Source organism: Streptomyces sp. NBC_01520 (assembly GCF_045040375.1).
Lineage (GTDB): Bacteria > Actinomycetota > Actinomycetes > Streptomycetales > Streptomycetaceae > Streptomyces.
The window spans coordinates 1-14,504 of record NZ_CP109404.1; the positions used below are offsets into that span (position 1 = coordinate 1).

Here is a 14,504-nt window from a genome sequence, read left to right on the forward strand (position 1 = left end):
AGCCCGGAGGAACGACGCACGACCCTACGGGTCGTAAAGACGCTAAAGCCCTACGGGCTTTTAAACAATTCCTCCGGAATTGTTTATGAATTCCTCCGGAATTCATGGGGCTGGTGGGTGGTTGGGCAGGCCCTGCGCTCCGCGCTGGGCCGTGTGGTGACGGGTCGTCGTGTGACGCCCCTTCCGGCTACGCCTACAGGATGAGCCCGCTACGCGGGCAGCTGGCTACAGGAGCTGGCGGGTTCGGGTGGGGGTGACCCAACGGGTCGGCGGGGCAGACCCTCTGACCGTGCATCACTACCTGACGTCGGGTAGAGACTGGGAATATCCACCACCCCCTCCAGGCTCGCTCTCCTCCGTCGTGCATCACGATGAGCCCTGGGTAGAGACTGGGATTTTGCGGCGTCACCGTATAAACCACATGCACCAAAAGGAAAGCACTTCGGGACGGCACTCTGGAGCCCGCTCCATTGCCGCCTCATTCAATCGATGAAGCTTCGGAATCCGCCGGTATAACCCGGCCCATAAAGCTGAAAGGTGGAAGGCGCACCCCCGTAGCGTCACGTGGAGGCGTCACGGTGTGACGCCTCCTGAACGCGAACGCCTCTGGCGATGAGCCCGGGTTCGGGCACCTCGGAGAGCAGTACAAGGCATCCACCCATCGGCAGGGGCTCCGGCGCGGCTCCCCCGCAGGCGCGAGGGCTCCAGGGCGCCCCTGGAGCCCCTGGGGCGCCCTGCTGCGTCGCGGTGGCCCACCGGCCGCCGCGATGCCCTCAGGAGCCAGCGCAGCGCCGCCCCGTCTTCCCCGAGACCGCCCCCACCACCAGCCACCCAACCCACCACCACAGCAGGGCAGACCAGGAGAACAAGGGGAAGTCTGAGCACTCACCACACGAAAACCGGTACCTGACCTGCACTTATGCAAGGGCTGACGATTTTCGGGTGTCGCCAATGTTGTCGCCATTGTTGTCGCGAATATTGTTGCCATTGTTGTCGCCATTGTTGTCGCCGTTATGCGTCCTGGTGCTCTGGGTCTTCCGGAGGGCCGGGAGCACCGGTGGCCGCGCCGCCTCTCCGCCCGGCCACCCATTGCCCGGCCCGGCGCCCCGCGTCGGGCCGCAGAAGAGGGCCAGCGCAGCGCCCCCCGCTTCCCCGCGACCGCCCCACCACCAGCCACCCAACCCACCACAGCAGGGCAGACCGGGAGAACAAGGGGAAGTCTGAGCACTCACCACACGAAATCTGGCGCCTGACCTGCGCTTATGCAGGGGTCGGGCGGAATCGTGCGCGCCTGTAAGTGGTGGGGTTACTGGAGGGGTAAGCGGACGGGTAAGTGGAGGGGTAAGTGCGCCCGCAGTAGGACGTCCCCGCCAGGCACCGGGCGCTGCGGCCGGGGCCCGGCCGCAGCTCGGAGCCGGCGCAGCTGCTCCGGGCCTGTACAGCGGCTGCGCACTGCCCGCGCTGTCGATGTGGTGACGGGGTGCCGCCCCGGACCCAGCGGGACCGGCCCGGCGCCCCGCGTCGGGCCGGAGAAGAAGGCCCAGCGCAGCGCCGCCGCCGCTTCCCCGCGACCGCCCCCACCACCAGCCACCACACCCACCACCACAGCAGGGCAGACCGGGAGAACAAGGGGAAGTCTGAGTACTCACCAGACGAAATCCGGTGCCTGACCTGCACTTATGCAAGGGTCGGGCGAAATCATGCGCGCCGGATAGCGGTACGGATAGCGGTACGGATGGCGCGCCCCTGCCAGGGCCTGCCCGTCGGGCCGGCGCGGCTGCTCCCTCCGGGCCCGTGCGGCGGCTCCGGGGAGTGCTCGCGGTGTCGTGTGGCAGGGTGCCAGGGTCTGGGGCGGGTGGCTGGTGCCCGGTACCGGTGACGGAACACCCGCCCCAGACCCTGCTGGACCAGTGATCTTGGAACGTCCTGGGCCGCCACAGCTTCACCGCCTCCCAGCCGGTCGACGGCCTGCGCCCGCTGCGCGATCCGGAAGCCGTCGATCTCGACGACGATGACGACGGCCAAGACGAGTGAGTCCGGTATGGGGCGGCTTCGGCATCGTGAGGGCCATGGACGTCGTCGAGCTCACCGAGGACCGGAGGCCAGCGGGCTCGACGACGAGAAGGTGAAGCAGGGGCGGGTCAGACGGTCCAAGCGCCCTGTGCGGCAGCGATGCGGGCGTAGTCGGTGAAGTCGCGGGGCGGGCGCCCAGCACCTTTTCCACGTCGCCGGTGAGCGAGTTCAGGGCGCCGGAGCGGATGTCGGCGTACATGCCGATGGCCAGCTGCACCCATTCCTCGGGCACGCCGGAAGCGCGCTGCTCGGCGGCGTACGTCTCGGCGCTCAGCGGGGTGTAGCGAATGTCGTTGCCCGTGGCGCGGGCGATGTCGGACACGGCGTCGGCGAAGGACATCAGCCGCGGTCCGCTGAGCTCGTATGTCTGCCCGGCGTGTCCGTCCTGGGTCAGGGCGGTGACGGCGACGGCGGCAATGTCCTCGGCGTCGATGAACGCCTCCTTGCCCTCTCCGGCCGGCAGCCGCACGTCACCGGAGCGGACCGCGTCGAGCAAAGAAGTCCTCGCTGAAGTTCTGGAAGAACCAGCGCGGCCAGAGCACGGTCGCCTCCAAGCCGGCCTCGCTCAGTACCTGCTCGGCCGCCGGCACATGGTCGATGTCGAGGTTCGGGGTGTCGAGGTGGGGAAGGGAGACCAGCACCGCGCGCCGCGCGCCGCACCCCGGCCGCGGCAGCCTGGCGGGCGAGGGCGGCGATGCTCTCTGTCGCCTGCGCGCTGCCCAGGTCGGGGGCGACCAGGTACATCCCGGTGACGTCCCGCAGGGCGGGTGCCCAGGTGGCCTGGTCCGTCCATGCGCTTCTTCGCCCTGAGAGCTGACTCAGCAACAGGTCGCCGCTATTGCCGATTGATTCGGAGGCGGTTGGCCTGTCGTATTGCTTGTCGTCTCCATGGGGTGGCAGCCACGGCCAACCGGCCGATGATAAGAGCGAATATGGCGAAGCACCATGAGAGCGGATCGGTAGCGGCTGAGGTAGTCCAGTCCCAGGGGTCTGGACTCCACCAGATCAACGGAAAACTTGAGGCCAATGGGAGGACCCAGGCGAGCTGTGGTCCTCCTATAGAGGCGGACACGATCGCGAGCCCCCACCAGATCAGCAGAGAGCGAACGAAGATGAGTCCATTGGCCGGCCCCACCGCCATGGTTTCCGAGAAGAAAAAGATGGTGGAGGCGAGCACTGTGCACGCGCCGATGCAGGCGGCGCGGACACGGAGGTAGCGCGGCCCGGCTATCTCTTCGTGATCACGCATGGAGCTGGCGAGCATAGTGGCCAGGAATACGGCTGGAAGAAGGGGAAGTTGACGCCGGAAGGGGATGCCTGTTGTCGTCCCGTCGGAGCTGGGAGAGGAGATGGGCAACTCCACGCTGCCCAACACTGCCGACACGGCAGCTACAACCGTGACTCCAGCCATGACACGTCCCACGTGATGAACGCGCATGTATCGCAGCAGATCTGTCCAGCGCATCAGGCCGGGCATCCAGCCTTCTCGTACTCAGCGCGGAGGCGGGATGTCCATTGGGTTTGTAGAGCTTCTGACTGGCGCACTGCTTGCGCAGCGGCTTGCTGTGCACCTGAGACCCCCTCCATGCGGAGGCCGTCGTCAGCGGTTGCCGGATCTGTGCCCATGGACCGGTACTCCAGCCACAAGTGCAGCTGATCCCGTGCTTCCCATGCCTGCGCAGCATCCTGCGGCAACATGCAGGATCCGAGAGAATTCTCAAGCACCAGATTGGCCATGGCGAAGGCGGCGGGGCGGACATGCCCCTCTACGACGCTGAACCCGCTATCACCGAGCTTGGTGGGACGCAGGCCTTCTTGGTAGAAGACGTCTGGACTTTTCACCCACTGCTGCGGAACACCGTCCATCCCTTCGGCCATGAGGATCAGCTCGGGGAGGTACTTGCGGTGTTCCGGCCAGACGCACACTCGAGCAGCGGTACTCGTGGCCCGGTCGCAGAGAGGGTTCACTGCAGATGCTTGTCGGTCCTGCTGTACGTCACCGGCCGCCGGAAAAGCAATGAGGGTGACAAGGATGACCGTGGAGACCCCTGCAGCTACGCCTCGGGACCGCCAGGTAACTCGTCGACGCGGCATGCTTTTCCCCACAGCATTCACTGGGGCGACAACCGCTAGAACAGCGAGGGACCCGGCTAGTATCAATCGGACGGTGACTGGAAATGGGAGGACGTTGTGACCCGGGGTTCCAGACAGAACAAACATACCGTAGGACCGCCCTACCGATACCATAAAGACGAATCCGCCGAGCGCACATACCGCTGGCGAGAACGCCGATGAGGGCCATATGCGACCTACCAAGTGCCCCACGGCGGCAAAAAGGGTCAGGGTAGCTGCCCCGAGAAGCAGATAGGACGGCCAGAGAAATCCTGGCCCTGCACTCTTAAAAGATACAGCGGCTGCCGCCAGCCCTCCGATCGCGTAAGCAAGGAACCCGAGTGTAAGGGTGGCCGCCAGTCGTTGCGACTCGACCCAACAGCTATGCCGAGGGGAGGCCAGGAGACTCTCCCCCATTCCCGTGCGCGATGAGCGTCCGGCCTGCCAAGCCGAGACAGCTGCAAGCACCGGGCCGAGGAATAGAGTGACAACCTGGGTCGCGGCGCTCGCCTCGGGCCATACGCCAATCCAATACCGGGACCTCCCGAAAAGGACAGCAAGGTCTACAGCCAGCAATACAGGAAGGGCGATCAGCAGTGGAGAACGTCGCAACTCAATTCGATAGACCGTCAGCATGACACCCCCTGCACCGTCTCGTCCGAATTGAGTACTGTCATGTATCCGCGCTCCAGGGGGCTATCGCCGGGGGCATTGTCACGAGCTGCGCCGGCGAGGTTTGCAGGGGTGCCCCGATACACCAATTCCCCCTCGCGCAAAACGATTACCGTATCGCATGCCGCCCCGACGTCCTCCACCAAATGTGTGCTGAGCAGAACAGCGGTCCCGTCCTGGGCTAGGGAACGGATAAGCCTCCGGAAGTCGAGCCGCTGCGCGGGATCAAGTCCTACGGTAGGCTCGTCCAGTAGGACCAAAGGAGGAGAGCCGACAATAGCGGCGGCAATACCGGCGCGGCGGAGCATCCCACCGGACAGCGCTTTCATACGGTCCCGTGCTCGCTCGGACAACCCAACGGCAGCAATGGCCTGACGGGTGGCCGCCGAAGCTTTCCGGCTTGGCACCTCCCGCAACCAGGCACAATAGTGCACGAAGTCGGATACCGAGAAGGATGGGTAGTAGCCGAAATCTTGCGGCAGGTACCCAATACGGCGACGTGCAAGTCGAGCGGACCGCTCGGCGCTGATTTTTTGCCCAAAAAGCTCCAAGTCGCCGGCGCGAGGAGGACTGATAGTACTGAGCGTCCGCAGCAGGGTGGTTTTCCCTGCACCATTGGGGCCGAGCAGCCCAGTGACACCCGGTGCAATCTCCAGATTCAAGCCCTTAATAATCGTACGGCTTCCGTAACCCTGCATCACAGCGCTAAGTTGCGCTGTCGGGTGAGGCATTAGATTCTCCAAAACTTCGTGGGGCCGCCAATTAGTGGCCCCACGAAGAACTCAGTCGTTATGGAAGATCACCGGCGCATCAATTCACCGTGTCACCGTGGTTTTGTTTATGGAGAAAATGCACTCGTATTCGCTGAATTTCCCGGTGTATCCGTACGACAGCATATCGCCTTGGTTGTGGTTGGCCTCCGCGGCATTGCAGTCGTAATGGGCATTGAACCAGCCGCCATTGGTTACATTGCTGCAGTATCCGTGACCCGATGTGCTGTACCAGTAGCCGCGGCAACCGTACGTCCAGCTCGACTCGTACGAGGCGCTGGCGCTCGGGACTGCAATCCCAAGCGCAGTGAGTGACAGGGTGGCAATTGTGATAGCCTTCCCCGCCTTTCCAGCAAGCAGAGAACGAATGCTTGACTTCCGCTTCATGAGTACCCTCATTTCACGCCCCCCCCATGGGGCTCAGCGGTAAGATACACGTGGCGAGGGAACGTGCGGCCCCGACTGGAATAGGTGTCTCGTTACCTTCCACCGTGGGCTTGAAAGCACCGTTGGCATATGCCAATGGACGGATTCGCCCCCCGCACCTGATCAGCAGCGTCCACAGTCACGCACCCAAACCCGGCGGTCCCTGCCGAACTGCAGGCCCAGCCGACGGCGGTGCCGTCCGAAGCCGGCCGCCTGAGCGAGTTCGCCGGCGGCCGGGTCCTGGGAGCCGACGACGTCCAGGGCAGCCCCGAGGAGCAGCTGGCGTACGTCACCGAGCGTCTGGCCGAGATTGACGGTCTCGGCAGGCGGGCGGAGGACTTCGTTGTCCTGAACAAGGGCGCCCTGCTCGAAGTGGCGCAGCAGCGTGAGCTGCACAAGGTGGCTGGTCAGGAGAATTTCGCGCGGTGGGCGGGCGGGGTGCTCGACATCGAGGAGAAGTACGTCTTCGAGCTTCTTGCGGACGCGGCGCGTATTCGTGCTGTCGGTGCTCTTGGGCCTGACCTGTCCCAGCATCTGACGCGGGCCTCGGCGCGCAAGGTCGTCTCTGAGGTCATCGCGAAGCATGGTCTGGAGGTGGCCCGGGACGTCATGAGCGAGGGTCTTGCCCTGGCTGCTGAGCAGGGGAAGAAACGGCCGACCGCGGCTCTGCTGACGGAAGTGGCGCGGGTTCTGAACTCTCCGGCGATCCCTTCCCAGGAGAGGTCAGAAATTTCTGACCCCCCGGCCGTGCCAGCTTCTCCTGGCGTTCCCGAGGTGGTGGCGCTTCAGCGCGCGGCGACCGTAGTGCGGGATCGGGCCTATGCTCCGCTGGCCCCCACGTCGGTGGCGGCGGCGGTCACGGCTGACCCGGTGGCGGTGGAGGCGCTCCAGAAGGAAGTCACCCGTGTCTCGAAGCGGCTCGCCGCAGCTCAGCGTGCGGTAGATACCGAGCTGGCTGGCCAGGAGGCCGCTACGGACGGGGAGAGCTGACCGCTCTCCTGCGCAAAAACGCCCGGCGCCCCTTTACTGATCGTTTCAGAATGAGTTGAGCCGTGGGTCTTGCGCTCGACGATCTTGGTCGGCAAGGTGTCCGGCGTGCGTGCTGATCTTGTTCCTGACGACCTGTGGGAGCGGGTGGCCCCGTTGCTGCCGCCCGCCCCCGAACGGCGCCATCGCCACCCGGGGCGGCTGCGTGTTCCCGATCGAGTGGCGCTCGCCGGCGTCATGTACGTGCTGCGGACCGGTGTCGCGTGGCGTGACGTCCCCGCGGAGGCGGTGGGCTGTTCCGGGGTGACGGCCTGGCGCCGACTGCGGGACTGGACCGAGGCCGGCGTCTGGCTGCGCCTGCACACCGCCCTGTTGATCGAGCTTCGTCGCGCCAGCCTGCTGGACCTGGACGACTGCTCCGTGGACGGATCGCACGTCCGGGCGCTCAAAGGGGGGACCACGTCGGACCCTCGCCCGTCGATCGGGCCCGCTCTGGCTCGAAGCACCACCTGATCGTCGACCGTAACGGAACCCCGCTCGCCGTCACGCTCACCGGTGGCAACCGGCACGACGTCACCCAGCTCCTGCCCCTGCTCGACGCCGTTCCGTCGATCCGGGGTCTGCGGGGGCGTCCCCGCCGCAAGCCCCGGCGTCTGTATGCCGACCGGGGCTACGACTTCGACAAGTACCGCCGCCTGCTGTGGAAGCGCGGCATCAAGCCGATGATCGCCCGACGCGGCGTCGCTCACGGCTCCGGACTGGGCAAGGTGCGCTGGGTGGTCGAGCGCGCCTTCGCCTGGTTGCACCAGTTCAAACGGCTCCGAACCCGCTACGAGCGCCGCGCCGATCTCCACCAGGGCCTGCTCGAACTGGCCTGCAGCCTCATATGCCTGCGCCGCCTCCGAACTTCATTCTGAAAGATCAGTATGGGGCGACGCATCGAAGTTGGTGGCAGGGTAGCGAAGTCGGGTTCCTGCCCTTGCGAGCTGAACTCAGGTGAGGTCGAAGGTGACACTCGCGGAGCCGTCCCAGTCCGGTGCCTCCACGAGCGTGAGGGTTCCATCCTCGGCCTCGACGACTCGCACCGTGATCCCGCCGCAGTCCTCACCTGGAAACGCAATGGAGAAGTGGGGATCCATCTCCATGAGGAAGTCCCAGCCTTCGCGTTGGGTTGCGTCAAGGGCGTTGGCATGCCGACCGGTCGCCCGCCACTTGCCGACCGCGTCGAGAGTGGCAGTGATGTTGATGTCGTACATCTCAAGGCAAATCGACTGATTAACCCACCATTCGAGGCGGCCCTGACCCACGAATCGATCCATGAGCACACTATGCAACTGTGCAGGCCGACCGGGCGAGCCTGCACAGCTGCCGGCCGTCGTGGGGCAGGCCGCGACACAGAACTGCATGGGGCAGACCGGACGGGGCCTCGCCTCATCCGGCGGGCACCCCACACGCCTTCGCCGCCTTGCGACCTCATTCTGAAACCATCAGTTAGGCACCACCCAATAATACGTCTGTTCGAATTTTGGATGCGCACGCCACACCGGGCCGCCCCTGAAGCGCCCCGTCCCCGGAGCTCCGCTGCCGGGGACGAGCGGGTTCAGCTGTTCCAGGTCAGGCGTTGTGCAGGTACGCGGCTGCGGCGGTGACGAACCGGTCGTGAGCGGTCCGCGCGGACTCGCGGGCCGCGGTCAGGTCCTCGGTGCTCGTCGTGGCATCACGCATCCGGTACGCCGCGCTGACCAACTCGGTGGCCGCGGCCTGCACGTCGGTGTCGGGCATGAGGACCTGCACGGCGACGTGCGGCCGGGTGATCGCGGCACGGGTCACGTGGGAGGCGCGGCGCAGTTCCTGGACCTGCTCCGCGGGTGCGCCGTTGAGTACGGCTTCGCCGCGCATCCACATGGCGCGGCGGTGGTCGGACCCTGCTGCGGCGAGTTCGGTCACGGCGTCGAGCCGGTCTCGGCGTAACTGCGCGGTGGTGGCTGCCCGCTCGGCGCGGCCGGCGGTCTTCTGCTGGAACGCTCCGGCCACGATGGCACCGAGCAGCGTGCCGAGTACGGCGATTGCGGTGGCGAGCATGAGTCCCCCTGCGGTTGTCGTGGCGGTCAGTTGTGGTGGTCAGTGCTGGGAGAGCAGGCGTGCGGCGCGGTCGCGGCGCTGCTGCTCCTTGCCGGCGGCCCGGGCGGTGGCCGACTACCCGTTCTTCGCTGGGCTCAGGCGGCCCAGCCGATGGAGGAGACGTTGCTGTAGGCGTTGTACTCGGATCCGAGGTCTTGAATGATGTCGTCCCAGATGGCATCGAGCTCAGCCACGTCGTCGTCGATCCAGGCGTCGACCGCGCGGTCCCAGACGCCCCGCACGCTGATGCTGCGGCTGGACAGGTCCCGCTGGTGTTTGCCCTCCACGCGGGACTGGTCCACGGGGTTGATCTCGATTCGGGTTCCGCGACCGTTGTTGTTGAGGCGGTGCTTGAGGTCGGCTGCGACGTTGCGGCGGCGCAGGTCCCAGTACGCGGCGTCCAGGCGGGACCGGTTGGCCTTGTTCGGGGTGCGTTCCTCGGCGAGCCAGGCCATCAGGGTGCGGGGGGAGACATGGATGCCGGCGCGGTCCATCGCCTCGTATCCGGCGTCGGTCTTGGTGAGGTAGTTCAGCCGGGCGGCGAGGCCGCGGTCGCTGTCGACGGGTGAGGCGATGCCGGTCACCATCTGCTCGATGGCGATGCCGAGTGCGTCCGCGCCCCTCACGCCCCGGGCGTTGTACATGCCCAGGTCCATCCAGCGTCCGGCCATCAGCGGTCCACCGTGCCGACGGTGTACTCACCGGACGCCTTGGCGTCACTGTTCTTGATCTTCATCTGGGACACGCCCCGGCCCTCGGAGAACACCGTCCGCCAGTCACCCGTCAGGTGGAGTTCGTCGGTGCCCATCATCGCGACGACCTCCAGCCCGGCCTGACTGGCCTTGAACGCCTTGCCCCACAGGTTCGCGTAGGCCTGGGAGTGGATGATGTGCATCCAGTCCGGCCGGACCATCTCCCGGTTGTGGATCGACTCCCCCATGGTGCTGATGAACTTCGAGTACATCGCCTTGACGTACTCCAGCGTCAGCGCGTCGTTGTTCTCGATCGCCTCGTCGCGGGCGGCGGACAGCAGCTTGCGCAGCGCGTCCAGGAAGTTCTCCGTGGCGCCGGACGTCCACGACTCGTGGATCACCGGCGCCTCGGTCAGGGCGTACTTCGGGCCCGAAAGGCGCTGCAGGAGACGGAGGGTCGCGTTGGTGACCCAGAGGGCGCCGGGCTCGTCGCGGTCGCCGATCGGGTCAGGCAGGTGCGGGTGCGTCCACTCGCCCGGGGTGATCAGGTGCACCCCGGAGCGCTTCGGCTCGACACCGTCCGGGCCGGTGCTGTGCTCCAGCTTCCCGATCGGCAGCCAGCACTTCAGGGCCGACAGATAGGCCGCGTTGACGTCCAGGGCGGTGACCTTGATGTCGCCCAGGGCACGCAGGGAGTAGCCGGGGTGGTGGAAGCGGGGGCGGGCCTCCCAGATCTGGTCCGGGTCCTTCTTACTGGGCTTCTTCAGGATGTCGGGCAGGGCGGGGTAGGCGGTGTAGTCGTAACGGGCCGTGGCCCGGGTCTCGTTGAACAGGTGCATCACATCGGGGATCGCGCGCTTGACCAGGGCCTTCAGCGCCGCTTCCTCATCCCCTCCGGCACGCTCCGCCTCTTCCTGGACGGCGCGGCTGATGAGGAGGGTGGTGTCGGCCTGGGCCCGGGCAGCGCTGCGGGCACGGCGCTCCGGCCGACTGGGCACGGGCACCGGAGCCGGTGAGACGGGCACGGGTGTAGCGGCGGCCGGGGCGCCGGACGCGGCCTCGGCGACGGGCGAGGCCGGGGGCGAGGCGGGGCCGGCGGGCTGGCACATGGCTCCGGAGTGCAAGGGGCGGCCGTCGGTCGACTGGTAGGTCGTCTCGACACCGCAGCGGATACAGGGGCCGGGGTCGCCCTCGATGGCGCGCCCGTCCAGGCCGCGCAGCGTCTCCGGCGTGGCAGCGAACGCGGGAGGGACCGGGGCCGGATCCGCGGTGGGTTCCGGGGCTGCGGCGGGTACAGGGGTGGCCGGGTAGATCTCGGCGAGGCCCTTGAGCAGTTGCAGGTACGGCAGCCGTCCGGGCGGGGTCGGCTCCGAGTGGCCCGTCTCCCAGTTGGCGACCGTGGAGCGCCCGACATTGCAGGTGTCGGCTACCTGGGCGCGGGAGAGCTTCGCCGCCTCCCGCAGGCGCTGGCGTTCCGCCGGGGGCGGGATCGCCGCGTTCAGACGTGCTTCCTCCAGCAGCGCTTCCACGCTGTTCACTTCACTCATGCCACGACCCTAGCGCAATTGGACGACTCTTAGCCTCAGATTGGGCATTGATTGCACGTGAGTTAGACGGATGCGTTACGGTCACCATCAGTACAACGAAACGTCCCGTGCTTCGGATGTCAGTGATCGTGGGGAGTGGTGGATATGCAGGGCGCCGTCGCGCTTCGGCCGCATCAGGTCGAGGCCGTGGATTCGATCGTCGAGGGCCTGTCCCTCCCGTCGGACGGCTCCGTGCCCGCATCGGGGCAGCGCGGGCAGGTCCACATGTCGACCGGATCGGGCAAGACGATCACAGCGGCGGTGGCCGCGCTGCGGATGGCCCCGCGTGGCCTGGTCGGCGTGATGGTCCCGACCCTCGACCTCCTGACGCAGAGCGTGGAGGCATGGAGGGCGGTGGGGCACACGGCCCCGGCCGTCGCGGTGTGCAGTCTCGGCACCGATCCGCTGCTGGACGCGCTCGACGTGCGGTGCACGACCAACCCCACCCAACTCGCCCTGTGGACCGGAGCGCAGGCCGGGCCGATGCTCGTGTTCGCGACGTACGCGAGCCTGTCCCCGCAGGGCCTCATCGACGACCAGGACGAGGAGGACGACGGCGCGGCCCCCGGGGTGCTGGAGCAGGCGCTGCGCGGCTCGTACGGACAGCGCATGCGCCCCTTCGACCTTCTGGTCGTCGACGAGGCACACCGCACCTCTGGCGACCTCGGGAAAGCATGGGCGGCCGTGCACGACCAGCACCGGATCCCGGCGGAGCGGCGCCTGTACATGACGGCCACCCCCCGGTTGTGGGAAGCGACGCCCGGCAGTGCTGGCGCGGACGAGACCGGCGGTCGCCTGGTCGCATCGATGGACGACGAGACGCTGTACGGCCCCGTACTCACCGAGTTCGGGCTGATGGAAAGCATCGAGCGCGGAATTCTGGCCCGGTTCGAGATCGACGTCCTGGAGATCCGCGACCCTCACGCCCCCGGGCCGGACGCCTCACCGGAGGAACGGCGGGGCCGGCGCCTCGCCGCGCTGCAAGAGGCGCTGCTCAAGCACGCCGACACCACCGGGGTGCGCTCGTTCATGACGTTCCACGCCCGGACCCTGGACGCGATGTCTTTTGCCCGCGCGCTGCCGGAGACGGCGGCGGAGCTCCACGCGACCGACCCCGTCGCCTACCCGGGGCGGGTCGGGGCGGAGTGGCTGTGCGGTGAACACCCGGCCGCGCACCGCAGGACGGTCCTGGACCGGTTCGCGGACGGCATCGACGCGGACGGATGGGTCACCGACCTCGGAGTCCTCTCCAGCTGCCGGGTCCTCGGTGAGGGCGTCGACATCCGGGGCAGGCGCGGCGTCGGCGCGGTCGTCTTCGCCGACACCCGCAGCTCCCCCGTCGAGATCGTCCAGATCACCGGACGCGGCCTGCGCCAGGACCCCGGGGAAGGCAAGGTGGCGCGGCTGATCGTGCCCGTCTTCCTGGAGCCGGGCGAGGATCCCTCGGACATGATGGCGTCCTCCAGCTACCGGCCTCTGGTGGCGGTCCTCCAAGGGCTGCGGGCGCATGACGAACGGGTCATCCAGCGCATGGCACTGAGCACCACAACCGCCCGGGGACAGGCGACGTCCGTGGTCGCGCTCGATCCGGTCCAGGAGGGCACCGACCACGACGACGTCCAGGAGGACGACGCCGACGACATTGAGGCCGCGGCCAGCACCGAGGACGGCACGGACGAGAAGACGCCAGAGGCCGCCGCAGCGGACGGTACGGACGACGAGGAGAGCGAGGAGGAACAGGCGGGCGCCGGGGTGCCGCTGCTGCGGTTCTCCCTGCCCCGCGATCCGGGGGCGGTCGCGCTGTTCCTGCGGACCCGGGTCCTGCAGCCCGACTCCGAGGTCTGGCTCAGCGGGTACAACGCGCTGCGGCACTGGGTGCGCGAGCACAGTGACGCGCAGGTGCCGCTGGACGCGTCCGTGGAGCTGGGCGAGGACGGGGGCACGTATGCGCTGGGCACCTGGGTCAGTGAGCAGCGCCGGTCGTTCCGGCTCGGCACGCTGAAGGCGTGGCGGGCCGGTCTCCTGAACGAGGTGGGCATGGTGTGGTCGGTCGCGGACGCCGGATTCTGGAAGAACCTCACCGCGGCCCGTACCTACCATTCCGTGCACGGCACCCTCGCCGCCCCGAAGGACGCCGTCGTCCAGGGAGTGGCGGTCGGCCAATGGCTCGCCAACCTCCGCAAGGCCGGCGGGCTCGGCAAAGACGCCGACCGGGCCGCGCCGCGGCGGGCGGCACTGGAAGGCATCGACCCGGACTGGAACCCGCAGTGGTCCGCAGACTGGCAGCGCCACTACGCCGCCGCCCGCACCCTCCTGTCCGAGGAACACGGGCCGGCCGAGGTCCTGCCGGGCGTCCTCGTGCACGGGTGCGACGTCGGCGCGTGGCTCAACCGGCAACGCGAACACGAGGTGTGGCAGCGCCTGCTGCCCGAGCAGCAGCAGCGCCTGGCAGCCCTCGGGCTCACGTCCCTGCCCGCAGCACCGGCCGCCGAGGCGAAAACGTCGAGCGTCGGAGCGTTCGAACGAGGCGTCCTCGCACTGGAGCAGTACAAGAACCGCACCGGAACGCTGACCGTGCCCAGGGCCCACATCGAAAACGTGGTGGTCGACGGCGAGGAACACCCCGTCAAACTGGGGGTATTCCTGACGAACAGCAAGACCCGCAGGGCCAAGCTCCCCGCCGCCAAGCTCGCCGTCCTCGCCGACCTCGGACTGGAGTGGGCGTAGGGCGCGCGCCGCCCCTAACCAGCCCGCTCCGGCCCTCGTCACCCAGACGTGCCCGACACCTGACCCCGTGGGAGGCACGCCCTCCGAACGCCCCGGCATACCCCCAGAGGCGCGGGGCATTCGACGTTGCCGGGCAGGTTTCTGGCTATCTCCACGCGTTCCGGTTGGACAGCACCCGGCGGACCGTCGGTAGGGGTGACGTAGAGCCGTCATACGCGCCGGTATAGGCCGATTCTGTGACGGCTGTACGTCACGCTGCCCGCTGCGCTCGACGCGTCTCCCGGAGTCTCCAGGCTCTTGAGCGACACCGCCCGGAGCAGTACAGGGCGTCCCGGCGC

At 67.6% G+C, this 14,504-nt stretch carries 12 protein-coding genes; 3 read left to right on the top strand and 9 right to left on the bottom strand.

The features are described 5' to 3' along the window. Positions 1-1,942: 1,942 nt before the first annotated feature. The 5 genes from OG524_RS00005 to OG524_RS00025 form a co-directional block, all read right to left on the bottom strand. Entirely contained in the window at positions 1,943-2,569 is a 627-nt protein-coding gene (locus tag OG524_RS00005) for a hypothetical protein (RefSeq protein WP_405808407.1), read from the bottom strand. After that, positions 2,544-2,714: a hypothetical protein gene (locus OG524_RS00010; RefSeq protein WP_405808409.1), complete on the bottom strand. Its 171-nt coding sequence runs from the start codon at positions 2,712-2,714 to the stop codon at positions 2,544-2,546. Before OG524_RS00010 ends, OG524_RS00005 begins: the two co-directional genes overlap by 26 nt. An 823-nt stretch (positions 2,715-3,537) precedes the next feature. Next, a complete protein-coding gene (locus tag OG524_RS00015; protein ID WP_405808411.1) occupies positions 3,538-3,999 on the bottom strand; it encodes a hypothetical protein in 462 nt (153 codons plus the stop codon). Between the two features lie 815 nt (positions 4,000-4,814). Then, positions 4,815-5,519, bottom strand: coding sequence for an ATP-binding cassette domain-containing protein (locus OG524_RS00020; protein WP_405808413.1), 705 nt, complete (start codon positions 5,517-5,519; stop codon positions 4,815-4,817). 153 nt (positions 5,520-5,672) lie between these two features. Then, positions 5,673-6,014 carry a hypothetical protein gene (locus tag OG524_RS00025; protein ID WP_405808415.1) on the bottom strand — a complete coding sequence of 114 codons (342 nt, stop codon included), beginning with the start codon at positions 6,012-6,014 and terminating at the stop codon, positions 5,673-5,675. A 231-nt stretch (positions 6,015-6,245) separates the two neighbouring features. Here OG524_RS00025 and OG524_RS00030 point away from each other — a divergent pair, with 231 nt between their 5' ends. Together OG524_RS00030 and OG524_RS00035 are read left to right on the top strand one after the other, a co-directional pair. Further along, positions 6,246-7,043 carry a hypothetical protein gene (locus OG524_RS00030; protein ID WP_405808417.1) on the top strand — a complete coding sequence of 266 codons (798 nt, stop codon included), beginning with the start codon at positions 6,246-6,248 and terminating at the stop codon, positions 7,041-7,043. Positions 7,044-7,148: 105 nt separating this feature from the next. Then, positions 7,149-7,957, top strand: a protein-coding gene (locus OG524_RS00035; RefSeq protein ID WP_405808419.1) for an IS5 family transposase whose coding sequence is annotated in 2 segments (ribosomal slippage) — positions 7,149-7,488 and positions 7,488-7,957 — 810 coding nt in all. Because the reading frame shifts where the segments join, the coding sequence is not laid out codon by codon here. 75 nt (positions 7,958-8,032) lie between these two features. Here OG524_RS00035 and OG524_RS00040 read toward each other — a convergent pair. The 4 genes from OG524_RS00040 to OG524_RS00055 form a co-directional block, all read right to left on the bottom strand. Next, positions 8,033-8,359, bottom strand: coding sequence for a hypothetical protein (locus tag OG524_RS00040; protein ID WP_405808421.1), 327 nt, complete (start codon positions 8,357-8,359; stop codon positions 8,033-8,035). Between the two features lie 295 nt (positions 8,360-8,654). Further along, on the bottom strand, positions 8,655-9,122 hold the full coding sequence (locus OG524_RS00045; RefSeq protein ID WP_405808423.1) for a hypothetical protein: 468 nt from the start codon (positions 9,120-9,122) through the stop codon (positions 8,655-8,657). Positions 9,123-9,256: 134 nt separating this feature from the next. Next, on the bottom strand, positions 9,257-9,832 hold the full coding sequence (locus OG524_RS00050; RefSeq protein WP_405808425.1) for a transcriptional regulator: 576 nt from the start codon (positions 9,830-9,832) through the stop codon (positions 9,257-9,259). Beyond that, positions 9,832-11,400, bottom strand: coding sequence for a helix-turn-helix domain-containing protein (locus tag OG524_RS00055; protein WP_405808427.1), 1,569 nt, complete (start codon positions 11,398-11,400; stop codon positions 9,832-9,834). The genes OG524_RS00050 and OG524_RS00055 overlap by 1 nt, the downstream gene beginning before the upstream one ends. Before the next feature lie 144 nt (positions 11,401-11,544). On the opposite strand from OG524_RS00055, the gene OG524_RS00060 reads away from it, so the two are divergent. Then, on the top strand, positions 11,545-14,166 hold the full coding sequence (locus OG524_RS00060; protein ID WP_405808429.1) for a Helicase associated domain protein: 2,622 nt from the start codon (positions 11,545-11,547) through the stop codon (positions 14,164-14,166). The last annotated feature ends 338 nt before the right edge of the window (positions 14,167-14,504 follow it).

Coding starts and splice junctions, on each gene's coding strand:
- OG524_RS00025 (WP_405808415.1), bottom strand. CDS start 6,014: ATGAAGCGGAAGTCAAGCATTCGTTCTCTGCTTGCTGGAAAGGCGGGG.
- OG524_RS00040 (WP_405808421.1), bottom strand. CDS start 8,359: ATGGATCGATTCGTGGGTCAGGGCCGCCTCGAATGGTGGGTTAATCAG.
- OG524_RS00045 (WP_405808423.1), bottom strand. CDS start 9,122: ATGCTCGCCACCGCAATCGCCGTACTCGGCACGCTGCTCGGTGCCATC.
- OG524_RS00050 (WP_405808425.1), bottom strand. CDS start 9,832: ATGGCCGGACGCTGGATGGACCTGGGCATGTACAACGCCCGGGGCGTG.
- OG524_RS00055 (WP_405808427.1), bottom strand. CDS start 11,400: ATGAGTGAAGTGAACAGCGTGGAAGCGCTGCTGGAGGAAGCACGTCTG.
- OG524_RS00060 (WP_405808429.1), top strand. CDS start 11,545: ATGCAGGGCGCCGTCGCGCTTCGGCCGCATCAGGTCGAGGCCGTGGAT.